Origin of the sequence: Pseudomonas sp. BCA17 (assembly GCF_004519405.1) — a bacterium.
GTDB lineage: Bacteria > Pseudomonadota > Gammaproteobacteria > Pseudomonadales > Pseudomonadaceae > Aquipseudomonas.
This window is the reverse complement of sequence record NZ_SGWI01000010.1, coordinates 12,668-34,790: the sequence shown is the minus strand read 5'-3', so window position 1 is coordinate 34,790 and position 22,123 is coordinate 12,668. Positions and strand designations below refer to the sequence as shown.

Below are 22,123 nucleotides of genomic sequence, written 5' to 3'. Positions count from 1 at the left end.
CCAAGGCGCACACAAGCCGCTGAAACATCCCACGTAATAGCCGGATGAGCTCTGCATACCGCCGCCGAGATCCTCTGCAAAGTCCGTCGCCTGATCACACAGTGCGAGGGATTGCAGATGTTGTTTCTTTTTTGTGCGTTGAATGACTCGACGACCTTAGATGCTCCTTGCGTGGGAAGGAGCCGCCAATGACCCACGCCTTCCACATCACCCATATCGAACACGAGCTGGATGGCTTTCATCAGAGCCTGGCGCACTACCGCCGACAGATGAGCGCCTGGTACGCGCAGGCACTGGACTCAGTCAGCCATGTCGCGGATATGCCATCGCTGCTGGGAATGGATCGGGTGTTGCGGGTGGGAGACTCACAGCGCTCGGTTAGCCTTTCCGATGCGGACTTTTCTACCGTAGCCCGTTGCCCGGCGGGCGGTGTGCTGCAGATCGAGAGCCAGTTCGAGTCGGTGTACGACGTACCGATCGGCAATATTCCCGTTGAAGTCATCGGGCTGGATGACGGCAGCTCTGCCGTGGTCGTGCTGGATGAGCATGGCAAAGGCTCGCACGTTTGTGCAGCGGGTGGGCGATACGAGGTACGGGTACAAGGCGGCGTTTCAGCAGAGCAGGTAGACGCTTTGTTCGCCTCCTACACCGGGCTGACGGCGGATCTGGAGCAATGGCTGCGCTCACAGTGGAAGGGTTTCCGGCCGCATTGGGAGGTGGCGACAGCCAGTGCGGTTGGCAGCGGTGTGCTGGCGGGCAGTTGGGCGGCGATCAGGGATGTGTGGGACAGCATCAAGCTGGTGCAGGCGATTCTTGAAGACCCGTTGAAATTTGCCGAACAGCTGGGGGCCGAGGCGGCGAAGTTGGCACAGATCGCCACCGATGCGCCCAAGGTCATGGAACAGGCGATGTTGCTCGCCAGTGATGAAGCCGCGCTGTACCTGTTGTTGCGCACCGCGATGATCTGGCTGGACGCGTTGCCGCCCCAGGAAATGGCCGAGGCGGCTGCCGGTTTTGTGGTCTCGCTGCTGATTGATCTGGTGATCGGCGTGGTGCTGACGATCGCGTTGCCGGCGGCAGGCGTGGCGTACTTGAGCTTGCGCCTGGTCAAGTACGGCAAAGGCATTCTTCAGGCGGCGATGGGCTTTGTCGAAGGCCTGCTGGCGATTCTGAAAAAGTTTATGCAAGCCGTGGGTCGCTACAAGGCGGTCGCGGTTCGTGGTGCGGTCGGCGGGCTGAAACAAGGCCGGATGCAGATGCGCTGGCGAGCGCGGCAGAATGCGGTGCTGAGGCAGAAAGAGTCTGTCGACGACGTACCGGCTTCGGCGAAAAACCCACAGGGCGACGCCGCCGCCAGTGCGGGAAAAACCGCCTCCCATGGCTGCCCGGTGTCGATGGTCACCGGCGAGGAATTACTGACCCTCACCGATGGCACGCTGGATGGCGTGTTGCCGTTTGAGTGGACGCGGTTATATCGCACCAGTGCCGTGGAGGTGGATTGCGGGCTGGGGTTTGGTTGGAGCCATGCGCTGGCGCACAGGCTTGCAGTGTCGGGCGATTCGGTGCTGTGGACGGATCATGAAAACCGCTCCACTGCATTTCCACTGCCCACTGAGCTACGGCCTGCAATCACCAATAGCCTGGCCGAAGCGGCGATCTATCTGGGCGCTCTGCCCGATGAATTAGTGCTGGCCCAGGCGTCGCGGTTCTACCACTTTCGCGACGGTGTGCTGACGGCCATCAGCGATGCGTATGACAACCGGCTGCGCATTGTGCGGGATCGTTCGGGGCGCATTGAGCGGTTGGATAACGGCGTCGGCCGCTCGCTGTGTTTGCGCTATGAGCTGGGCCGCATTGTGGCGGTGGACTATCAGGTTCAGCGCGCCAAGGGGCATGAGTCCTTCGCCTGGATGATGGAGCAGACCGTTGTTTCCTACGCCTATGACGCTCTTGGCCGACTGGTGTCGGCGACCAATGCCGTCGGTGAATGCGAGGTTTACCGGTACGACGATCAGCACGTCATTCTTGAGCGGCAGTTGGCCGGCGGCGCGATTTTCTACTGGGAGTGGGAACGGGCGGGCAAGGCGGCGCGGTGTGTCCGGCATTGGGCGAGCTTCGCGCAGATGGACGCGCGTTACGCCTGGGGTGACGACGGCCAGGTCACCGTGCACAACGCCGATGGCAGCCAGGAAGTCTACGTGCACGACCAGCGGGCACGCCTGGTGCAGCGTATCGATCCGGACGGTGCCAAGCACTTCAAATCCTATGACGCCAAAGGCCGGCTGACGGTTGAGCAGGACCCGCTGGGCGCGGTGACGGCGTATCAGTACGACGACGCCGGACGCTTGGTGGCGGTGTTTCCGGGGGATGACGAACCAACGTCCTACGAGCATGACAACGGCTTCGTACGCGTAGTGCGACGGGGCCAGGCGGTCTGGAAGTATGAGCGCAATGATCAGGGTGATGTGACACGTCGGATCGATCCCGACGGCCACATGACCGACTACAGCTATAACAAGCGCGGGCAACTGACGGCGGTTGGGTATCCCGATCACAGCTGTCATCGGCTGGTGTGGAATGAACGCGGGCAGTTGCTGGAGGAGCAATTACCCAATGGCGGGATCAAGCGTTATCGCTATGACGATCTTGGGCGGCAGGTGGCGCGTGAGGATGAGCACGGTGCGCTGACCCAGTACCAGTGGGACAGCGTGGGTCGCCTGGCGCGTGTGGTACTGCCGGGCGGCGCGTGTCGGGAATACAGCTACAACCCCTACGGAAAAATCACCGCCGAACGCGACGAACTCGGCCACGTCACCCGCTACGAATACGCCGAAGGCCTGCACCTGATCAGCCGCCGCCTCAATGCCGACGGCACCCAGGTCAAGTACCGCTACGACAACGTGCGGTTATTGCTGACCGAGATTGAAAACGAAGTCGGCGAAACCTATCAGCTTGATTACCACCCCAATGGCCTGATCCAGCAAGAGATTGGCTTTGACGGCCAACGCACAGCGTATGCCTACGACCTCAACGGCAACCTGCTGGAAAAGACCGAGCATGGCGACGATAGCACTCAGTTGGTTACCCGCTACGAGCGCGATCACGCCGGTCGCCTCGTACGAAAAACCCTCCCCGATGGCGAGGTGGTTGAATACGCCTACGACCGCCAAGGCAACCTGCTCAGCGTCGACGACGGCCACTGGGCGCTGGCCTACGAATACGATATGCAAAATCGCCTCACCGCCGAGCACCAGGGCTGGGGCACCCTGCGTTATGGCTATGACGCCTGCGGCCAGTTAAAACACCTGCGCCTGCCGGACAACAACCGGTTGGTGTTCAACCACGACAAAGGCGGCCACCTTTCCACCGTCGAACTCAATGGTGCGCTACTCACCTCACACCTGTTTAAAAACGGCCGCGAACACCAACGTCAACAAGGCCAGTTGCTCAGCCACTACCACTACGACGACCAACACCGCCTGCATGCTCATGCCATCACCCAGCAGGAGCACATTCTTTACCAGCGCCAATACGACTACGACAAAACCGGCAACCTCACCCGCCTGCTCGACACCCGCAAGGGCCAGCACGACTACCACTACGACCCCCTCGCCCGCCTGACCCGCGCCAACCACTCGCAAGACGTGCAGGAACGCTTCGGCCATGACCCGGCGGGCAACCTGCTGATGCAGAACCGCCCGGGCCCGGACATCGTTACCGGCAATCGCCTGATGATCCAGGGCGACCACCACTATGACTACGACGCCTTCGGCAACCTGATCCACGAGCGACGCGGCAAGGGCCAGCAACTCGTCACCGAATACCGCTACGACTGCCAGCACCGTTTGATTGGCATCACCCAACCCAACGGCCAAACCGCCCGCTATCGCTATGACCCGTTTGGGCGGCGCATCAGCAAAACCGTGGATGACAAAACCACGGAGTTTTTCTGGCAGGGCGACAAGCTGATTGCCGAGCACCATGTGGGTCGCCATCGCAGCTACCTCTACGAACCTGGCACCTTTCGCCCGCTCGCAATGCTGGAAGGTTTTGGCCCAAAGGAAACGAAGCCCTACCACTACCAACTTGACCACCTTGGCACCCCGCAGGAACTCACCGCCGCCGACGGCGAAATCGTCTGGTCCGCGCACTACCGCGCCTACGGAGAAGTCGCACGCCTTGATGTCGGCAAAATCGATAACCCGTTGCGCTTCCAAGGCCAGTACTACGATGCGGAGAGTGGGCTGCACTACAATCGCCATCGCTACTACAATCCGGATATTGGTCGGTACCTGACGCCGGATCCGGTGAAGCTGGCGGGTGGGACCAATGCGTACCAGTACGTGCCGAATCCTACGGGGTGGGTGGATCCGCTGGGATTGAGTACGTGTCCTGGTGGAGATGGATGCAAGCCGACACACAACGCTGAAGAACCAACGGCCAAATCTAGGGTCAGCGAAGGCGATGCGGAGGTACCTAAAGGTGCTGAAAGCGAGCTTTCAAGGAGCGGTGCTTATAAGAGAGCAAAATTAATTGGAGGGGTTCCTAAAACCCAGCATCCCAAACGTGTCTTCCGAGAAACCATCACAGATCAAAATCTCTACGTACAAGGAAGAGTATATGAGTTTGAGTTACAGGGTAAAATAGTAGAGATTCGTGAACACTCACTAGGTCACAAGAAAGGAAATCATGCCCCACACTTTAATACCAAGGTCACTAACATCGAAAAAAAGAAAGATCCGCTGGCTATAGGTGACGACTCTCACACATATTTCAAGAGATAGATGATGGACACTGTATTTATATATGACACCGGCATACGCCCTTGGGAGCAACCACATTCAGCAGACGAAAAAGAATATGCCACTTTCTCGCTGCTAAACCAAGACTTTGAAAGCGTTTGGAAAACTTGGTGCGCACTCGCATCTCTGTTAATAAATAATTGGCCAACCATAGCAATGTGGTACTCCACGAGCTACCCCCAATACAATAAGACCCAAGAGTACCTTACATTAAAACGCTTCACGAAAAATTTGGGACCTAGAGACATATTCAAAAAAAATGAAACAACATTAGTTTACTCAGGTATAGAACACTTAAACCACAACCCATATCACATAGAGCCGGCAAGACTCAAGACATACCGTAGATCAGTGACTTTAATGATGAAAAACAAGAGTCAGTCAGATCAACTATGGCGGCTTCTAAGTCATTTAAACCACATATCCACACCTGATGACTTCAAGTTAATACTAACCGACAACGAAATTCTGGCATTCAGGTTTTACGACGCTGAAACGCACGGTGTTGCTCAGCTCATATGCCACTCTAAACACTTAAAAAAATTAGAGCATGCAATCAAAACTTTGAGACTCAGGGAAATTTGTCAAAGCGACGTGTACGAATACATTCATAGCTAGCACTTCTGAATCCGACAATTAAACAAACCCGCCCCCTTTGCACACTATCAAAAAAGTTCAATGAAGATACAAGTTAGCGAAGTAGTTTCTGATGCTGACACTATACGTGTGTACTTCCACTCACCTGCTGGAAGTGGCACTGCTCTCTGGATGGGTATCTCACCAGCTATCGGCGAGAAGCAGGATGTCGAACTCGATTTGGATGAAGTTTTTACTTGGGGGAAAATATCACCCCTTCCTCACGTAAGCCCCCACAAATGAATATTATAAACGGCCTTACCCAAATAACGGCTCAAATCATCCAAAACCCAGATGGCGAATGGACAGCACTAAAGCTCGGAGACTCAATAGTCCTTATTGAGCTTGATGAGGCACCCACTCAGAAGTCCGGGTTTGTTGAGCTAAAAGCGACCAAAATTCACTTATATCCAACAAGCATCTAATTACTTCCTCGACACTAAACTAGAAATTAGCGAATTTATTTAGGCTCACCAAAATGAGAGCCTACATAGGTTCGAAGTTAAGCAAACCAAACCTGTGCGGAGCAACCTCCCCCGCCACAGGCTTGCGCAATCGCTTTAGATCCCCGCCAACGCCAGATCCATCGCAAAGTACGTAAAAATCAAATCCGCTCCGGCACGCTTGATCGACCCCAGCGTCTCTCGTACTACACGTGCTTCATCGATCGCCCCGGCTTGCGCGCCGAACTTGATCATCGCGTACTCGCCACTCACCTGGTACGCCGCCACCGGCAGGCGTGAGGCTTCGCGGATGTCGCGGATGATGTCGAGGTAGGCGCCGGCTGGCTTGACCATCAAGGCGTCCGCGCCCTCCTGTTCGTCCAGCAGGGATTCGCGTACGGCTTCGCGGCGGTTCATCGGGTTCATCTGGTAGCTCTTGCGGTCGCCCTTGAGCGCGCTGCCGCCGGCTTCGCGGAACGGGCCATAGAGGGCCGAAGCGAATTTGGTGGAGTAGGCCATGATCGGGATATGGGTAAAGCCGGCATCGTCCAGGGCGCGGCGGATGGCCTGGACCTGGCCGTCCATTGCCGCCGACGGTGCGATTACGTCGGCACCGGCACGGGCGGCGGCCACGGCTTGCTTACCGAGGTTGACCAGGGTGGCGTCGTTGTCCACATGGGCACCGTGCATCACGCCGCAGTGGCCGTGGTCGGTGTATTCACAGAAGCAGGTGTCGGACATCACGATCATTTCCGGCACGGCATCCTTGATGGTCGACGACATGCGCGAAACCAGCCCGCGTTCCTTCCATGTGTCGCTGCCGTTCGCGTCCAGGTGATGGGACACGCCGAAGGTCATCACGGACTTGATCCCGGCGCGGGCAAAGCGCTCGATTTCACTGGCCAGCTTCTTCTCGGGAATACGCACGACACCCGGCATGCTGGTGATCGGCACGAAGTCGTCGATTTCTTCTTCGACAAAAATCGGCAGCACCAGGTCGTTGAGGGTGAATTCGGTTTCCTGGAACAAGCCGCGCAGTTCCGGGGAGCGGCGCAGGCGGCGTGGACGGGCTTGGGGGAACTGGCTGGTCATGGTTTTCCTGAAAACAGTAGAGGCAAAAATAGTTGGGGCGAAAGCTTATGCCCCAAGGCCCCGGCAGCACAAACGCCAAGGGGCCAACAGTGTATTGCGCGGCTCGTAACAATTCATTGATCTAGAGCTGTACCCGCCCTTCGATGCATGCCGCCACCGCACCGCCAATCCAGACTTCATCGCCGTGGCGTTCAACATGAATGCGCCCCGCTCGCCCGATGGCCGTGCCTTGACTGACCTTATAGCGCTCGGGCGCCAGGCCTTCAGCCAGCAGCCATTGAGCCACGCCGGCGTTCAAGCTACCGGTAGCGGGGTCTTCCGGGGCACCGTCGCCGGCAATGAAAGCGCGTACTTCAAATTGCGTGTCGACCTCATCACGCTCAGGGTCACAGGGTGCGATCACGCCCACGACCAAACCTTGCAGTTGCGTGTAGTCCGGTTGCAGGGCCAACAGCTGGTCGCGGTCAGCCAGCATCACGGCCATCCATCCCGCCCCATTGTCGACCCACTGACTGCGCACAATCGCCTGCGCAGGCAAGCCCAAACCCAGGCGGACACGCTCCACCAAAGCGCCTTCGACCGGGCCGGAACGCAACAAGGGCGGGGCAATAAACGCCAACGCCTCGCCTTGACGACGGATACGCACCAGGCCGATTTCGCACTCCTGGATAATCTCTTCGCCTTTCGGAATGCCCCCTGCCTGCAGCCACGCATAGCAGCTGCCCAGCGTGGGATGCCCGGCAAATGGCAGCTCCGTGAGGGTGGTGAAGATCCTTACCCGGTAATCGGCCCGCGCATCACGCGGCGCCAGCAAAAAGGTGGTTTCGCTGAGGTTGGTCCAGTTGGCAAAATCAGCCATCTGCCGGTCGGTGAGGCTGTCGGCGCCCAGCACCACGGCCAGTGGATTGCCTTTGAGCGGCACGGCGCTGAACACATCCAATTGCTTGAAATCGAAAGTCGGCATACTTCAACTCTTTGCGGTTCAGCCAGGAATACTCAGGCCACGGATCACCGCCGGACGTGCCACAAACCCGTCCAGTGCACGCAGCACGTTAGGGAAGTCGGCAATACCCACCAGGTCGCCGGCTTCATAGAAGCCGATCAGGTTGCGGATCCACGGGAACGTCGCGATGTCGGCAATGCTGTAGTCATCACCCATGATCCAGGTGCGGCCCAGCAGGCGTTTTTCCAGTACCGCCAGCAAACGTCGGGACTCCGCGATGTAGCGGTCACGCGGGCGCTTGTCTTCATAAGCCTTGCCGGCAAACTTGTTGAAGAAACCCACCTGACCGAACATCGGGCCGATACCGGCCATCTGGAACATCAGCCACTGGATCGTTTCATAGCGGGTAGCAGGGTCTTCGGACAGCAGTTGGCTGGTCTTTTCCGCAAGGTAGATCAGGATCGCACCGGACTCGAACAACGCCAGCGGCTGGCCGCTGGGGCCATTCGGGTCGATGATCGCAGGGATCTTGTTATTGGGGTTCAGGGACATGAACTCGGGGGATAGCTGGTCCTGCGTCTCGAAGCTGACCTTGTGCGCCTCATACGGCAACCCCAACTCTTCAAGCATGATCGACACTTTGACGCCGTTGGGCGTCGGCAACGAATACAGCTGCAAGCGCTCCGGGTGCTGGGCAGGCCATTTGCTGTTGATCGGGAAAGCGGCGAGTGCATTCATCGGAAAATCCCCAGGCTGAAAGCCCTCATCATAGTCATCTGGGCCTCGCCCTGCATGGGTCATCATTACGCAACATAGCCACGCTAGGCTGCCGCACAGGCGAACCAAAGCGCCAAAGTGCACTCTTACGTGCGCCAAAACGTTGAAATGCAGACTCGAACCGACAATGACAATCTCACCTTTGTGCCTTGTAAAACGACTCAAACGCTACACCTACGTGCTGCCATCATTGTTATTACTCGGCGGTGCAATCGGCTTGACCCTTGAATCCCCGCTCATCAATGCCGGGCCGGTGGATGGCGTGCAAACCCTGGTGTTCCTGCGCCATGGTGAAAAACCTGCCGGCGGCCTGGGCCAGCTCAACTGCCAGGGCCTCAACCGCGCGATGAACCTGGCCACCGTGTTGCCGGAAAAATTCGGCAAGGCCAACTATGTGTTTGCCTCCAACCCGACGCGCAATGTCGAGGAAGGTGAGCATGACAATTCCTACAGCTACATTCGTCCATTGATGACCATCGGGCCCAGCGCCATCAAGCTCGGCCTGCCGGTGAATATCAAGTACTCCGCCAACGACACCAGCGCCCTCGCCGACGAATTGGTGGAGGACAAGTACCACAATGCGATCATCTACACCGCCTGGTCCCACGGCTACCTGCCGGAGCTGATCAACAAAGTGGCCAGCGAAGCGGTGGGCTCGAAGTACACCATCGCCCACGATTGGTCCGGCAATGACTACGATACGTTGTACGTGCTGACATTGACCTGGCACAACGGCAAAGCATCATTGCTGAGCCGCAACTACCAGCAGGGTTTGAACAACGGCCAACAGACCTGCCCGGAAGCAACCCAGGTGAGCGCTGACATCTGAGGGCGTATGATGCACCGATATTGACTCACCTTCGGATCATCAGCATGCCCAACCTCACGTCCACCCAGCCCGCCCGGGGCTGGTCTTTCTGGTGGAAGCCCGCCCTGTTCCTCCTGGTTGCCTGCGTCGGCCTTTACTACGTGAAGTGGTCGCCCTATTACTTCAAGGCATTCGTGGCGGCGGATAACCACAGCATCGGCGCGTCAATCCTCAACGATCAACAAACGGCGCCTCTGACGGCGGCGCTGGCGTATGCCCAGGTGTATTTCCTGGCGATCTGGAAAGCCGCGGTGCTGGCGGTGATTCTCGGCTCGCTGCTGCAAGTGTTGATTCCGCGCGACTGGCTGCTACGTCTGTTTGGCAAGGCCGGGTTGGGGTCGACCGTGCGCGGTGGGCTGTTCGCCCTGCCCGGGATGATGTGCAGTTGCTGCGCGGCGCCAGTGGCGGCGGGCCTGCGTCGTCAGCAGGTTTCAGTGGGTGCGGCGTTGGCGTTCTGGATTGCCAATCCGGTGCTGAACCCGGCCACGTTGGTATTCATGGGCTTTGTTCTAGGCTGGGGGTTTACCGCGCTGCGCTTGGTGGCGGGAATTGTGCTGGTGGTGGGCGTGTCCCTGGTGGCCCAACGTATTGCGCGTCCGGAGCAGGTGCCGGATGCCGCACTGGAGGCGGTGGCAGAAGTCAGCCTGGTGGAGTCGCAGCCGTTCCTGAGCCGCTGGCTGCGCACCCTGTGGCAATTGTTCTGGAGCACCATCCCGGTCTATATCCTGGCCGTGCTGCTCCTGGGCGCAGCGCGGGTCTGGTTGTTTCCCCATGTGGATGGGGCCATGGCCAACAACCTGCTCTGGCTGGTGCCATTAGCGATTGTCGGCACCTTGTTCGTGATTCCGACCGCCGCCGAAATCCCTATCGTACAAACCATGATGACCTTGGGCATGGGCACCGGCCCGGCCGTGGCCTTGCTGATGACCTTGCCGAGCGTGAGCCTGCCTTCACTGCTGATGCTGCGCAAGGATTTCGATGCGCGGGTGCTGGTGACGGTGGCCGGGTTGACCATGTTGGTGGGTGTGGTGTGTGGGCTGATCGGGGCGGTCATCCTCTAGTTACTCTCAGGCATGGGGGGCCAGAAAGGTCACCCCGTCCTTTCACGCAGATACTCCACCACGGCCCCCTGCTCTCCCGAAAACTCGATCCGAGCGCCTTTGCTTTCCTTTTGAAAGGCGTACATCGGGTCGTAATACTCGCGCAGCAGCCCTTCGATCCAGTCTCGGTGCAGGTCCACTGCACCCGTGCGGGCCTGTTCCGCCAAGGCGTCCTGCAAGATTGCCTGTAGCCGCTGGAAGCGTTCGCCGCCCAGGCGCTTGTGAATATTGGCCAGGCTCTGGGTCAGGCGCTCGGCAAACCGTACCTGACCGGTTTCGCCATAGACCTTGATGAATTCGGCACAGAGTTCGACCACGTAATCACGCAGGATCCGCTCGACACGACCCTCCAGGCTGTCTTCGAGCCAGACCATCGGAAACGTCTGCATGCCTTTGTGCAACGGCAGTGGCAGCGCACAACTGCCGATCATGCGGCTCTCGTCCTCGACCACAAACTGTTCGATACCCCCGGCGCGTTTTTTCAGCAGGTCCACCGCCAGGCGGTTTTCGAAATCGATGTTGGACGGCTGCGCCGTAGCACGCTTGCCGAAGCTGGAGCCGCGGTGATTGGCATGCCCCTCCAGATCCAGCGCATTGTGCAGCTGGCTGAGCACTTCGGTTTTGCCGGTGCCCGTCATGCCGCCCAGCAACACGAAATCGCACGCGTGCGTCGCCTGCTCCAAGGTCTCCAACAGAAAGGTGCGCATGGCCTTGTAGCCACCGCCGACCCGTGGATACTCAATGCCAGCTTCGGTCTTCAGCCACTGCTGCACGATCTGTGAGCGCAACCCACCCCGAAAACAGTACAGGTAGCCGTCGGGATTGGCCTTGGCGAACTGCGCCCATTGTTCGATGCGCTCTGCCTTGATCGCCCCGGACACCAGTTCATGCCCCAGCACAATGGCTGCCTGCTGGCCCTGCTGCTTGTAGCAGGTGCCGACCCGTTGCCGCTCGTCATCGGTCATCAGCGGCAAGTTGATCACCCCGGGGAACGCCCCCTTGGTGAACTCGATCGGCGCACGGGTATCCATCATCGGCCGATCATTGAGGAAAATATCGCGGTAGTCGGTGATGTCAGCAGCCATCAAAACACCTCTACCGCATGGGTCTGTCGCTCACCCAACTCGCCGATCGATTCGAGGCTCAAGCCCAGTTCGGCGGCGACTGTATGGAATTCGGCGTCGCCCTCGGGCGTCACGGCAATCAACAAGCCACCACTGGTCTGCGGATCGCACAGCACGCGCTTGTGCAATTCCTGAAGGCGCCCGAGTTTGCTCGCGTAGCTGTCGAAGTTACGCAACGTACCCCCGGGCATGCAGCCTTGGTCCAGGTAATACTCTACGCCCGGCAGCAACGGTACTTTGGCGTATTCGATGCGCGCCGTCAGGCCACTGCCATCGGCCATTTCCACCAAGTGCCCCAGCAAGCCGAAACCGGTCACATCAGTCATGGCCGTCACGCCGGGCAGCTTACCGAAACGGCTGCCCGGTTTGTTGAGGGTGCACATCCAGTCGCGGGCCAGGCCCACATCGGCCTCGCGCAATTTGCCCTTCTTTTCAGCGGTAGTCAGAACGCCGATGCCCAGTGGTTTGGTCAGATACAACTTGCAGCCGGCAGTGGCGGTGTCGTTGCGTTTCATATGGCGCTTTTGCACGATACCGGTCACGGCCAGACCGAAGATCGGCTCCGGCGCATCAATGGAGTGGCCACCGGCCAGAGGGATGCCCGCTGCGTCACACACCGAACGGCCACCACGAATGACCTCCCGGGCAATCTCCGGCGCCAGCACATTCACCGGCCAGCCGAGAATGGCAATGGCCATCAGTGGGTCGCCGCCCATGGCGTAGATATCGCTGATGGCATTGGTCGCGGCAATGCGGCCGAAGTCGAAGGGGTCATCGACAATCGGCATGAAGAAATCAGTGGTGGAGACCACGCCACGCTCGTCGTCGATGGCGTAGACCGCCGCATCATCGCGCGAGGCATTACCCACCCACAGGTTGGGGTCGAGGTTCTGCGCACCACTGCCGGCAAGGATCACTTCCAGTACCTGGGGCGAAATCTTGCAGCCGCAACCCGCGCCGTGGCTGTATTGGGTGAGGCGAATAGGCTCGTTCATGGTGGTCCTCAAGCTGACAAGTGAGTGGAGTCTACCAGACAGCAAAAGGCCAACTGGGCTCGTGGAGCACAGTTGGCCTTTGCCTATCACCTCTTACTGTCTGGCAGCGAGCAAGCGTTTGTGGCGATTACGTCGCGCCATGTTCAGCAGTTCGATCGCCGCCGAGAACGCCATGGCCGCGTATACATAACCTTTTGGCACATGGGCGCCGAAGCCTTCGGCGATCAAGGTCATGCCGATCATGATCAGGAAGCCCAGGGCCAGCATCACCACCGTCGGGTTGTCGTTGATGAACTTGGCCAACGGTTCCGCCGCCACCAGCATCACGATCACCGAGACCACCACGGCAATGATCATGATCGGCAAGTGCTCGGTCATGCCCACGGCGGTGATGATGCTGTCGATGGAAAACACCAGGTCGAGCATCAGGATCTGGCCGATCGCAGCCGCAAAACCGATGGACACGCCATTACCGGCGCTGACCTTCTCTTCCGGCTCCGGGTCCATGCTGTGATGGATTTCGGTGGTCGCCTTCCATACCAGGAACAAGCCACCGGCGATCAGGATCATGTCCTTCCACGAAAATGCCTGGCCGAAGACTTCGATCACCGGCGTCGTCAACTGCACGATGAACGCGATGGTGCTCAAAAGGCCCAGGCGCAGGACCAATGCCATGCTGATGCCGATACGTCGCGCTTTCGCCCGGTGTTTCTCCGGCAACTTGTTGGTGAGAATCGAGATAAAGATCAGGTTATCGATGCCCAGCACGATTTCCATCACGATCAAGGTGGCCAACGCTACCCAGGCAGTGGGGCTTGCAGCCAGCTGTAAAAGATAATCCATAGGTCAGTCCTGAGGTGGTGAGGCTGGGGAATTAGGTTTCTTTGGTATCGGATTCAGACGCCTTTTCGGCGTCCTGGTCTTTCTTCTCAGGGCTGATCAAGCCCTGGGTCGCTTCGCTCAGGGCCTGCTCGGCGGCCTTATGGGTTTCATCGATAACTTGCTTGGCCGACTCGGTAGCCTTGCCCATCACCTGCTGCGCACTTTTTTCAACTTGATCACAGCCGCCAACCATTACCAATGAAAGCGCAAGCAACGATGCCGCGCCCAGGGAATTGAGTTTCATGATGTATTTCTCCTTAGAACCAGAGAGCCCAAATAGTGGCCCCGCGATAGCGACGCATTCTAGGGAGGCAAACAGTTCAGGAAAATTCGTATTTTTATGACATATACTTCGGGTTTAACGAACTGTAGACCCACATGCTCAATTACAGACAACTGCATTACTTCTGGGTGGTGGCCAAGACCGGCAGCATCGTGCGCGCCTGCGAGCAGTTGAACCTCACGCCCCAGACCATCAGCGGGCAAATCAGCCTGCTGGAGCAAGCCTTCGGTGTAGCGCTGTTTCAGCGTGTAGGGCGCCAGTTGGAACTGACCGAAGCCGGGCGCAGGGCGCTGCCCTATGCCGAACAAATGTTCCAGACCGGCAATGAACTGGAGGCGATGTTGCGCGCCCAGCCCAATGAGCAGCAGATCCTGTTTCGGGTCGGCGTGGCGGACGTGGTGCCCAAGTCCATCGTCTATCGGCTGATCGCGCCGACCATGGAGCTAAGCGAGCCTATTCGTATCACCTGTCGCGAGGACAAACTCGAACGCCTGTTGGCCGACCTGGCGATCCAACGCCTGGACCTGGTGATTTCCGACAGTCCGATGCCTACGCACCTGGATATCAAGGGCTACAGTCAGAAGCTGGGCGAGTGCGGCATCAGTTTTTTCGCCACCCAGGCATTGGCTGACGAATACAGTGGCGACTTCCCACAGTGCTTGCAGGGCGCGCCGCTGTTGATTCCTGGGGCAGAAACCGTCGTGCGCAGCCGTTTGCAGCGCTGGTTTGCCGAGCAGCAGATTCAACCGAAGATCATTGGCGAGTTTGACGACAGCGCCTTGATGCAGGCGTTTGGCCAATCCGGCAGCGGGATTTTCATCGCGCCAAGCGTGATCGCCGACGAGGTGGTGCGCCAATACGGTGTGGCGCTGATCGGCCAGACCGATGCGGTGACCGAGTCGTTTTACGCGATCTCGGTAGAGCGCAAGGTCAAGCACCCTGGCATCGTGGCCATTACCGAGGGTGCTCGACGGGAATTGTTTACCACGCTGCCCTGAGGCCTCAGGCGTTGGCCGCGTGGGTTGGTCGGGCGCTCATCAGCCACAGCGCCAGCAGGATCGACACCAGAATAAACCCGGAGGCCGCGAAACCCAGGCTGCCCAGGCCCAGGGTGTCGATCACATGCCCCCCGACCATCGCTCCCAGGCCAATCCCCAGATTGGCCCCGGCGATATTCAACGACGCGGCAAACGCGGGTGCATGGGGCGCGGCCTTCATCAAGCGCACATGGCTGACCAAGAACATCGCCGCCTGGGTCACGCCCCACACCGCCATCGCCGCAGCCAGGCCGACCGTAGAGTGAATCGCCGGCACCAGCGCCACCATGCCCGCGATCATGAAGCCGCAGAACACCATGGACGCGATCAAGGGGTGCCGGTCCACCGCACGCCCGCCAAGGGAATTGCCGATCAAGCCGACCGCACCAAAACCCATCAGGCACCAGCCCACCAGCGTACCGTCGAACCCGGCCAGGCGCTCGAGGATGTCCGCCAGGTAGGTGTAGGCCGTGAACATGCCGCTGAACACCAGGATCGATAACAGGATATGGCCCTGCATCAGTGGGTTGCGCAGGATCTTGAATTGCGAACGCAACGTCACTTGGTCGCGCTTCGGTTCGGTTGCCGGCAAATACAGAAACAGCAGCAGCGCCTTGGCCAGAGCCACCACTGCAAGGATGGCAAACGCAGTGCGCCAGCCGAACATGTCGGAAATCAGCGTACCCACGGGAATACCAAACACTGTGGCGCAGACGATGCCGAAGCCGATTTTCTCGATCGCACGCCCGGCGTACTCCGGGCCGACGATATCCACCGCCGTCTCACTGGCCAAGGCCCAGAACACCGGCAGCCCCAGGGCCGGAATCAAGCGCGCCAGCGCCATCATCCAGATATTCGGCGCAAGGGCCGCCACGGTATTGGCCACGCCGAACATGATCAGGATGGTGATAAACAGGCGTTTGCGTGGGAAACGGGCGAAGTACGCCGTCAGAAACGGACCAAACGCCGCCACGGTAAAGGCGAACAATGTCACCAGCAGCCCCGCCTGGGACACGCTGACGTGCAGGTCGCGGGCGATGGATGGCAATAAACCGACGATGACGAATTCTGTGGTCAGCACGGTAAAGCCGGCGGCCGACAGCAGCAGGATGGGAAACAGCATGAAAACTCCAGAAACAACGACATCAACGACAGCCCGAGGGGCTCGCTGACAGAGAGGAAAGATGAGAGACAGGAATCTTAACAGAGTGTGTCCAGGTTTGGCGAAGGCCCTGGGACGTGGGTGACGCGATGTCGCAGCGCCTGGGGCACGGATGACGGCATGCTAGACTTCGCGCCCTCGCGTCCTACAGCCTTTTCTGCGTGCGCCGCTGTACCTTCAAAAAATTAGAGACAAGTGTTTATGACTGCTGCCCCTTCCCTTTTACAACGACTGGCCCGTGTCAGCCTGGTCACGCAAATCGTCCTCGGCCTGACAGCAGGCATCCTCCTGGCACTCCTTGCACCTGAGGCCGCCAGGGCCACCGGTTTTATCGGCAAGGTGTTTGTCGCCGCACTCAAGGGCGTGGCGCCGATCCTGGTGTTTGTGTTGGTGATGGCGTCGATTGCCAACCATAGACATGGCCAGCAAACCCATATCAAGCCGATACTGTTCCTATACCTGCTCGGCACCTTTGCCGCCGCCGTGGTGGCGGTGATCGGCAGCACGCTGTTCCCCTCGACGCTCGTGCTAGCCACCCATGACGCCACAGTCAGCGCCCCGGGCGGCATCGGCGAAGTGCTGCAAAGCCTGCTACTGAGCGTGGTGGATAACCCGATCAATGCCCTGGTGAACGCCAACTTTATCGGCATCCTGGCCTGGGCTATCGGCCTGGGTGTCGCCATTCGCCATGCCGGTGAGACGACCCGCACGGTGCTCGACGACCTGTCCAATGGCGTGACATTGATAGTGCGCGTGGTGATCCGCTTCGCGCCTCTGGGCATCTTTGGTCTCGTGGCGTCGACGCTGGCCACCTCCGGCTTCGGCGCCCTGCTCGGCTACGCTCACCTGCTGGCCGTGCTGATCGGCTGCATGCTGTTTGTGGCGTTGGTGATGAACCCGGCCATCGTGTACTGGAAACTGCGCCGCAACCCTTACCCACTGGTGCTGATGTGCCTGCGTGAAAGTGGCATCACGGCTTTCTTCACCCGCAGTTCGGCGGCGAATATCCCGGTGAACCTCGCGTTGAGCAAGCGCCTGGGCCTGCATGAAGACACCTACTCGGTGTCGATTCCGCTGGGTGCCACCATCAACATGGCCGGCGCCGCCATCACCATCACCGTGTTGACCCTGGCAGCCGTACACACCCTTGGGATTGCGGTCGACCTGCCTACCGCGGTGCTGCTCAGCGTAGTGGCGGCGGTGTGCGCCTGCGGCGCCTCGGGTGTGGCCGGTGGTTCGCTGTTGCTGATTCCCCTGGCATGCAGCCTGTTCGGTATTCCCAGTGAGATCGCCATGCAGGTGGTTGCCGTCGGGTTCATCATCGGCGTACTCCAGGATTCGGCGGAAACCGCGCTGAACTCGTCCACCGACGTGCTGTTTACCGCTGCGGCGTGCCTGGGCCAGGACGAGCAGCCAGCTTAACGGTCAGGCAAGAAAAAGCCCGGGCCGGTTCGAGCACGAACCGCCCCGGGCTTTTTTTTGCGCTTAGAAAGCGCCCATGTAGTCGCGCTTGCCGATTTCCACGCCGTTGTGGCGCAGCAACGCGTAAGCGGTAGTGACGTGGAAGAAGAACTGCGGCAGGCCGTAGGTCAACAGGTAGGACTGGCCGCTGAAGCGCTTCTCTTTCGGCGTGCCTGGACGGGTGATGATCTCGATGCCTTCCTTGCCGTCGATCTGCTCGGGCTTGAGGGTGTCGATGAAGGCCAGCACCTTGGCGATCAGCGCTTGCAGGTCGGCGAAGGTGACTTCCTTATCTTCATATTTGGGCACTTCGATCTCGGCCAGGCGGGCGCTGACGCCTTTGGCGAAGTCGACAGCGATCTGGACCTGGCGTACCAGCTGGAACATGTCAGGGAACAGGCGCGCTTGCAGCAAGGCGTTGGGCTCGATGTTCCGGGCGGTGGCGTGGGCTTCGGCTTTGTTCAGCACATCGCTCAGCGCGGTGAGCATTTGCTTGAAGACAGGGACAGACGCGGCGTACAGAGAAATAGTCATGACAGTCTCACGGTTATGGCAGGGTTTGAAGCCAGCAGCGATTATAGACCTGCCCGCCGCTTGTCTTTTATTTTTTCCGGCATAGGCTAGTGGGCTCACTGCATAGGGAAAAGCGCGATGACCGCTGAGCATGACACCGAAACCCCTGAGCCGCGCCTCACCAGCACGGAAATCCGCATCCTGGGCTGCCTGATCGAAAAACAGGCGACCAACCCGGAAACCTACCCCCTGACCCTCAATGCCCTGGTACTGGCCTGCAACCAGAAGACCAGCCGCGAACCTGTGACCAACCTTTCCCAGGGCCAGGTCGGCCAGAGCCTGCGTGCACTGGAAGGCCAAGGTTTCGCCCGGCTGGTAATGGGCAGCCGCGCCGACCGCTGGGAACACCGTGTAGACAAGGCGCTGGAACTGGTGCCGGCCCAGGTGATCCTGATCGGGCTGCTGTTTCTGCGCGGGCCACAGACGGTCAATGAGCTGCTGACCCGCAGCGGGCGCATGCATGACTTCGAAGATGCCGAGCAGGTGGTGCACCAGCTTGAACGTCTGATTGCGCGCGGGCTGGCGGTACTGGTGCCACGCCAGGCGGGCCAGCGGGAAGATCGGTACACCCACGCGCTGGGCGATCCGGCGGATATCGAGGCGATTATCGCGGCGCGAGGGAATCCGGCCGAGCGTGGAGCCGGGGCGTCTGTGGACCGTATTGAAGAGCTGGAAGCGCGGATTGCAGCACTGGAAGAACGACTGACGCAGTTGGAACAGGCGTAATTGGATTAACCATGTGGCGGCGGGCTTGCTCGCCAACGCGGTGTCAATTGACCTTCAACTGATCTACCGCATTGGCGATGCAGCCCGTTCCAACATTGGTTCTCAAGCGGGCTTCAGCCTCGGGCAAAAGCTACGGCCGCCTCAAACTGCTGCTGCGTCGGCCGCACGCCGGTATACAACACAAACTGCTCCAGCGCCTGGATCGCGATCACTTCCAAGCCGGTAATCACCCGCTTGCCCTTGGCACGGCCACGCACGATCAGCGGCGTTTCGGCGGGGATCGCCACCACATCAAACACCGTGTCTGCAGCATCCACAGCGTCAGCCTCGAAGGCCAATTGATCGGCCTCGGCACCACCGCTCATGCCGATCGGCGTCACGTTGACCAGCATCTGCGGGCGCAAGTCACCCAGGTCGGCCTGCCACTCATACCCCAGGTTTTGCGCCAGCGCGCGCCCAGCCACTGCGTTGCGCGCCACAATCACACCATTGGCATAACCACCGTCACGCAAGGCGCTGGCCACGGCCTTGGCCATGCCGCCGCTGCCACGCAAGGCGAAGGTCGAGTCCTTGGGCACCGCGTGCTTTTTCAGCAGTTGCTCGATGGCGATATAGTCAGTGTTGTAGGCTTTGAGGCGGCCGTCGGTGTTGACGATGGTGTTCAGGGAATCAATGGCCCGGACCGAATCGTCCAGCTCGTCGACCAGGGCGATAGCAGCCTCCTTGAACGGCATGGACACACCGCACCCACGAATGCCCAGCGCCCGGATGCCACCTATCGCCCCGGGTAAATCCTGGCTGCTGAACGCTTTATAGTAGAAGTTCAACCCCAACTGTTCGTAAAGGTGGTTGTGGAACCGCAAACCGAAATTCCCGGGACGCGCCGACAATGACATACACAGTTTGGTGTCTTTGTTGGGGTGCATCTGCATGGATAACTCCTTTGAGTAAGCAAATCGGTACAGACCTTACACAACATTTACCTATCGGCCGTGCTGTTTTTCAGAAATACGTTGTCTTAAAAGTATCCCCGCGACAATCCTTGAGTCTATTGATTGCAGACCACAAGCGCAGGGGCTAACCGAGGAATGACCATGATTCGTAAAATCCCCAAAATCGCCTTGCTTGTCGGCGCACTCGCTATGGCAGGCCAAGCCTCCGCCCACGGTGGTGGTTGGGGTGGCCCGGCCGTTCTGGGTGCTTTAGTCGGCGCCGCTGTAGTGGGCTCGGTGGTGGCCAGCCAATCCCAACCGGTCTACGTGCAGCAGCCGGTCTATGTCCAGCCGCAACCGGTCTATGCCGCTCCGCCGCCGGTCTACTACGCACCGCCGCCACCGGTGTATGTGCAAGAACGGGTTTACTACCGCCCGGCGCCGGTCTATTACGGCCCTCCACGCGGCTACTACGGCCCTCCTCACGGCTATTACGGCCGCGGCTGGTAACCTCGAACAGATTGACTGAACAGGCCTCGCCCACACGCGGGGCCTTTTTTTGCCTTTAAAGTCTGGATTTATCTTGCCAAGGTCGCAGTGAGGACAATGCCCGGGCGGTAATCCCACATCATGAGGGTTGAATGTCTTCTTGCTCGATCGAGGCCCGCCCTGTCATGTTTACGTCACGAAACGGACTCACTATCGACCTGTCCAGCCAATAACAATTAAGGACGACTGACCATGCCCACGCAAAACCCGCACCGTACCGCCGGCCTCTGCACCTCCAGCAAGGTCTACAGCGCCCTCACGGAACTCAAGCACCTGGAAGGCCACCGCAGCGCCAAATTCCTCGCGCTGCTTGCGGAAAACCTGGTGCGCAAGGGTCTGCTCAATGAGCAAGAAGTGATGAACATGCTCGATCAGGTCGTGGACTGACGCCTCGCGTCGATGTCGACTATCAAGCCAGTTGATTTTTCCTGCACCGCAGAGCCCCGTAAGGTGACCTCAATAGCGATTGGAGGTCCTTATGCCCACTGTTCAAATCATGTCCGTCATCGGTAGCGCCGTCCCCACCTCACTTCGGGAGCTGGGCCTGCTTGCCTGCTGGTACGTGGTACGCGATGGCGAGGCTATCAGCGGCCCGCTGACGTCGTTATCCGATGCTGAAAAACAACTGCAATGCGCAGCCAATTTCAGTCTCAACGCCTGAAAACTACGGCAAAGGCAGCTTGACCCGCGGCTTGGTTTCCACAAACAGCGCCCAACACGACATGAACAACGCCGCCACCAATGGTCCGATCACGAACCCGTTGAGGCCGAACACCGACAGGCCGCCCAGGGTCGAGATCAGGATCAGGTAGTCAGGCATTTTCGTGTCCTTGCCCACCAAAATCGGGCGCAGCACGTTGTCCACCATGCCGATCACCAAAACGCCAAACGACGCCAGCACCACGCCCTGCCAGACCGAACCGCTCAACAGGAAGTAAGCGGCCACCGGCCCCCACACAATCCCCGCGCCCACCGCCGGCAGCAGGGATAGAAACGCCATCAACACCGCCCAGAGCAACGCACTGGGAATGTCCAGAAACCAGAAGATCAAACCGCCCAGTGCGCCTTGAGTCACGGCCACCAGCACGTTGCCTTTGACAGTAGCGCGCACCACCCGATTGAACTTGAGTTGCAGGCGACGTTTCTGGGGCTCGGCCAGCGGCACCGCCGTGCGTACCTTACGCACCAGTTCCGGACCGTCGCGCAGCAGGAAAAACAGCAGATACAGCATGATGAAAAAGCTCACCAGGAAATCAAACGTACCCTGGCCGAAGCTGAACGCCTGGGTCGCAAAGAACTGGCTGCCCTGCATCGCGCTCTTGACGATCTTCTCGCGCAAGCCTTCCAGGTTACCCATGCCGAACCGATCCAGCAGGTGCTGGAAATACGGCGGCAACACGTTCTTGAACTGTTCGATATAACCGGCGACGTCCAGCTTGCCGCTTTCGACGTTTTTGTACAGCGTCGCCCCTTCCTGCACCAGCAATACGCTGGTGATGATGACCGGCAGAATCGCGATCACCAGGCACACCGTCAACGTGCCCAAAGAGGTCAGGTTGCGGTTCCAGCCAAAGCGTCGCTGCAGCCGGCGTTGCATGGGTGCAAAGATGACGCCGAGGATCACCGCCCAGAACACCGCGCCGTAGAACGGCAGCAATATCCAGATAAAGGCAATGGTCACCAGGGCCAGCAACAACAATAGGGTTTTGAATTGCAGGTTGGTTTGGTTCATGTCCGG

At 59.2% G+C, this 22,123-nt stretch carries 20 protein-coding genes; 9 read left to right on the top strand and 11 right to left on the bottom strand.

The genetic code is table 11. The features are described from left to right. The first annotated feature begins 188 nt into the window (after positions 1-188). Positions 189-4,784, top strand: coding sequence for an RHS repeat-associated core domain-containing protein (locus tag EXW71_RS27390; protein ID WP_167659699.1), 4,596 nt, complete (start codon positions 189-191; stop codon positions 4,782-4,784). Positions 4,785-5,998: 1,214 nt separating this feature from the next. On the opposite strand, the gene hemB is transcribed toward EXW71_RS27390, so the two are convergent. From hemB to EXW71_RS27375, 3 genes are all read right to left on the bottom strand, one after another. Further along, positions 5,999-6,973 carry a porphobilinogen synthase gene (hemB, locus tag EXW71_RS27385; RefSeq protein WP_123715293.1) on the bottom strand — a complete coding sequence of 325 codons (975 nt, stop codon included), beginning with the start codon at positions 6,971-6,973 and terminating at the stop codon, positions 5,999-6,001. 121 nt (positions 6,974-7,094) lie between these two features. After that, positions 7,095-7,937, bottom strand: coding sequence for a PhzF family phenazine biosynthesis protein (locus EXW71_RS27380; protein ID WP_134660687.1), 843 nt, complete (start codon positions 7,935-7,937; stop codon positions 7,095-7,097). Positions 7,938-7,955: 18 nt separating this feature from the next. Continuing rightward, on the bottom strand, positions 7,956-8,654 hold the full coding sequence (locus tag EXW71_RS27375; RefSeq protein ID WP_134660686.1) for a glutathione S-transferase N-terminal domain-containing protein: 699 nt from the start codon (positions 8,652-8,654) through the stop codon (positions 7,956-7,958). A gap of 166 nt (positions 8,655-8,820) precedes the next feature. On the opposite strand from EXW71_RS27375, the gene EXW71_RS27370 reads away from it, so the two are divergent. Both EXW71_RS27370 and EXW71_RS27365 read left to right on the top strand, forming a co-directional pair. After that, positions 8,821-9,522: a histidine phosphatase family protein gene (locus tag EXW71_RS27370; RefSeq protein ID WP_134660685.1), complete on the top strand. Its 702-nt coding sequence runs from the start codon at positions 8,821-8,823 to the stop codon at positions 9,520-9,522. 44 nt (positions 9,523-9,566) lie between these two features. Next, positions 9,567-10,622 (top strand): permease, encoded by a 1,056-nt coding sequence (locus EXW71_RS27365; protein WP_134660684.1) that lies wholly within the window; start codon positions 9,567-9,569, stop codon positions 10,620-10,622. A gap of 29 nt (positions 10,623-10,651) precedes the next feature. On the opposite strand, the gene mnmH is transcribed toward EXW71_RS27365, so the two are convergent. The 4 genes from mnmH to EXW71_RS27345 all read right to left on the bottom strand — a co-directional run bounded on the left by mnmH (position 10,652) and on the right by EXW71_RS27345 (position 13,906). Continuing rightward, on the bottom strand, positions 10,652-11,746 hold the full coding sequence (mnmH, locus tag EXW71_RS27360; protein WP_134660683.1) for a tRNA 2-selenouridine(34) synthase MnmH: 1,095 nt from the start codon (positions 11,744-11,746) through the stop codon (positions 10,652-10,654). After that, the gene (selD, locus tag EXW71_RS27355; RefSeq protein WP_134660682.1) at positions 11,746-12,780 is read right to left on the bottom strand and encodes a selenide, water dikinase SelD; all 1,035 of its coding nucleotides are present in this window, start codon (positions 12,778-12,780) and stop codon (positions 11,746-11,748) included. The genes mnmH and selD overlap by 1 nt, the downstream gene beginning before the upstream one ends. Before the next feature lie 93 nt (positions 12,781-12,873). After that, complete coding sequence (locus EXW71_RS27350) at positions 12,874-13,623, bottom strand: TerC family protein (RefSeq protein WP_134660681.1); 750 nt, start codon at positions 13,621-13,623, stop codon at positions 12,874-12,876. Between the two features lie 31 nt (positions 13,624-13,654). Beyond that, positions 13,655-13,906: a hypothetical protein gene (locus tag EXW71_RS27345; protein WP_123715285.1), complete on the bottom strand. Its 252-nt coding sequence runs from the start codon at positions 13,904-13,906 to the stop codon at positions 13,655-13,657. 134 nt (positions 13,907-14,040) lie between these two features. Here EXW71_RS27345 and nhaR point away from each other — a divergent pair, with 134 nt between their 5' ends. After that, positions 14,041-14,943, top strand: a complete 903-nt coding sequence (nhaR, locus tag EXW71_RS27340) for a transcriptional activator NhaR (RefSeq protein ID WP_134660680.1) — start codon at positions 14,041-14,043, stop codon at positions 14,941-14,943. A 4-nt stretch (positions 14,944-14,947) separates the two neighbouring features. On the opposite strand, the gene EXW71_RS27335 is transcribed toward nhaR, so the two are convergent. Further along, on the bottom strand, positions 14,948-16,105 hold the full coding sequence (locus EXW71_RS27335; protein WP_134660679.1) for an MFS transporter: 1,158 nt from the start codon (positions 16,103-16,105) through the stop codon (positions 14,948-14,950). A 240-nt stretch (positions 16,106-16,345) separates the two neighbouring features. On the opposite strand from EXW71_RS27335, the gene sstT reads away from it, so the two are divergent. Next, a complete protein-coding gene (gene sstT / locus EXW71_RS27330) occupies positions 16,346-17,566 on the top strand; it encodes a serine/threonine transporter SstT (protein ID WP_134660678.1) in 1,221 nt (406 codons plus the stop codon). Between the two features lie 63 nt (positions 17,567-17,629). Here the strand turns inward: sstT and EXW71_RS27325 are convergent, their stop codons facing one another. Continuing rightward, the gene (locus EXW71_RS27325) at positions 17,630-18,139 is read right to left on the bottom strand and encodes a DUF1993 family protein (protein ID WP_123715281.1); all 510 of its coding nucleotides are present in this window, start codon (positions 18,137-18,139) and stop codon (positions 17,630-17,632) included. 117 nt (positions 18,140-18,256) lie between these two features. Here EXW71_RS27325 and EXW71_RS27320 point away from each other — a divergent pair, with 117 nt between their 5' ends. After that, positions 18,257-18,904 (top strand): YceH family protein, encoded by a 648-nt coding sequence (locus tag EXW71_RS27320; protein ID WP_123715280.1) that lies wholly within the window; start codon positions 18,257-18,259, stop codon positions 18,902-18,904. Positions 18,905-19,017: 113 nt separating this feature from the next. Here EXW71_RS27320 and EXW71_RS27315 read toward each other — a convergent pair whose 3' ends face one another. Then, positions 19,018-19,836, bottom strand: a complete 819-nt coding sequence (locus tag EXW71_RS27315; protein ID WP_123715279.1) for a shikimate 5-dehydrogenase — start codon at positions 19,834-19,836, stop codon at positions 19,018-19,020. Positions 19,837-19,992: 156 nt separating this feature from the next. On the opposite strand from EXW71_RS27315, the gene EXW71_RS27310 reads away from it, so the two are divergent. From EXW71_RS27310 to EXW71_RS27300, 3 genes are all read left to right on the top strand, one after another. Further along, positions 19,993-20,346 carry a hypothetical protein gene (locus EXW71_RS27310; protein WP_060752428.1) on the top strand — a complete coding sequence of 118 codons (354 nt, stop codon included), beginning with the start codon at positions 19,993-19,995 and terminating at the stop codon, positions 20,344-20,346. 231 nt (positions 20,347-20,577) lie between these two features. Further along, positions 20,578-20,772: a hypothetical protein gene (locus EXW71_RS27305; protein ID WP_123715278.1), complete on the top strand. Its 195-nt coding sequence runs from the start codon at positions 20,578-20,580 to the stop codon at positions 20,770-20,772. 91 nt (positions 20,773-20,863) lie between these two features. After that, positions 20,864-21,046 carry a hypothetical protein gene (locus tag EXW71_RS27300; protein ID WP_123715277.1) on the top strand — a complete coding sequence of 61 codons (183 nt, stop codon included), beginning with the start codon at positions 20,864-20,866 and terminating at the stop codon, positions 21,044-21,046. Between the two features lie 3 nt (positions 21,047-21,049). Here the strand turns inward: EXW71_RS27300 and EXW71_RS27295 are convergent, their stop codons facing one another. Next, positions 21,050-22,117, bottom strand: a complete 1,068-nt coding sequence (locus EXW71_RS27295; RefSeq protein WP_134660677.1) for an AI-2E family transporter — start codon at positions 22,115-22,117, stop codon at positions 21,050-21,052. Between the last annotated feature and the right edge of the window lie 6 nt (positions 22,118-22,123).

Excerpts from the sequence above, each read along its gene's own strand:
- EXW71_RS27390 (WP_167659699.1), top strand. The coding sequence starts at position 189 with ATGACCCACGCCTTCCACATCACCCATATCGAACACGAGCTGGATGGC.
- hemB (WP_123715293.1), bottom strand. The coding sequence starts at position 6,973 with ATGACCAGCCAGTTCCCCCAAGCCCGTCCACGCCGCCTGCGCCGCTCC.
- EXW71_RS27380 (WP_134660687.1), bottom strand. The coding sequence starts at position 7,937 with ATGCCGACTTTCGATTTCAAGCAATTGGATGTGTTCAGCGCCGTGCCG.
- EXW71_RS27375 (WP_134660686.1), bottom strand. The coding sequence starts at position 8,654 with ATGAATGCACTCGCCGCTTTCCCGATCAACAGCAAATGGCCTGCCCAG.
- EXW71_RS27370 (WP_134660685.1), top strand. The coding sequence starts at position 8,821 with ATGACAATCTCACCTTTGTGCCTTGTAAAACGACTCAAACGCTACACC.
- EXW71_RS27365 (WP_134660684.1), top strand. The coding sequence starts at position 9,567 with ATGCCCAACCTCACGTCCACCCAGCCCGCCCGGGGCTGGTCTTTCTGG.
- mnmH (WP_134660683.1), bottom strand. The coding sequence starts at position 11,746 with ATGGCTGCTGACATCACCGACTACCGCGATATTTTCCTCAATGATCGG.
- selD (WP_134660682.1), bottom strand. The coding sequence starts at position 12,780 with ATGAACGAGCCTATTCGCCTCACCCAATACAGCCACGGCGCGGGTTGC.
- EXW71_RS27350 (WP_134660681.1), bottom strand. The coding sequence starts at position 13,623 with ATGGATTATCTTTTACAGCTGGCTGCAAGCCCCACTGCCTGGGTAGCG.
- EXW71_RS27345 (WP_123715285.1), bottom strand. The coding sequence starts at position 13,906 with ATGAAACTCAATTCCCTGGGCGCGGCATCGTTGCTTGCGCTTTCATTG.
- nhaR (WP_134660680.1), top strand. The coding sequence starts at position 14,041 with ATGCTCAATTACAGACAACTGCATTACTTCTGGGTGGTGGCCAAGACC.
- EXW71_RS27335 (WP_134660679.1), bottom strand. The coding sequence starts at position 16,105 with ATGCTGTTTCCCATCCTGCTGCTGTCGGCCGCCGGCTTTACCGTGCTG.
- sstT (WP_134660678.1), top strand. The coding sequence starts at position 16,346 with ATGACTGCTGCCCCTTCCCTTTTACAACGACTGGCCCGTGTCAGCCTG.
- EXW71_RS27325 (WP_123715281.1), bottom strand. The coding sequence starts at position 18,139 with ATGACTATTTCTCTGTACGCCGCGTCTGTCCCTGTCTTCAAGCAAATG.
- EXW71_RS27320 (WP_123715280.1), top strand. The coding sequence starts at position 18,257 with ATGACCGCTGAGCATGACACCGAAACCCCTGAGCCGCGCCTCACCAGC.
- EXW71_RS27315 (WP_123715279.1), bottom strand. The coding sequence starts at position 19,836 with ATGCAGATGCACCCCAACAAAGACACCAAACTGTGTATGTCATTGTCG.
- EXW71_RS27310 (WP_060752428.1), top strand. The coding sequence starts at position 19,993 with ATGACCATGATTCGTAAAATCCCCAAAATCGCCTTGCTTGTCGGCGCA.
- EXW71_RS27305 (WP_123715278.1), top strand. The coding sequence starts at position 20,578 with ATGCCCACGCAAAACCCGCACCGTACCGCCGGCCTCTGCACCTCCAGC.
- EXW71_RS27300 (WP_123715277.1), top strand. The coding sequence starts at position 20,864 with ATGCCCACTGTTCAAATCATGTCCGTCATCGGTAGCGCCGTCCCCACC.
- EXW71_RS27295 (WP_134660677.1), bottom strand. The coding sequence starts at position 22,117 with ATGAACCAAACCAACCTGCAATTCAAAACCCTATTGTTGTTGCTGGCC.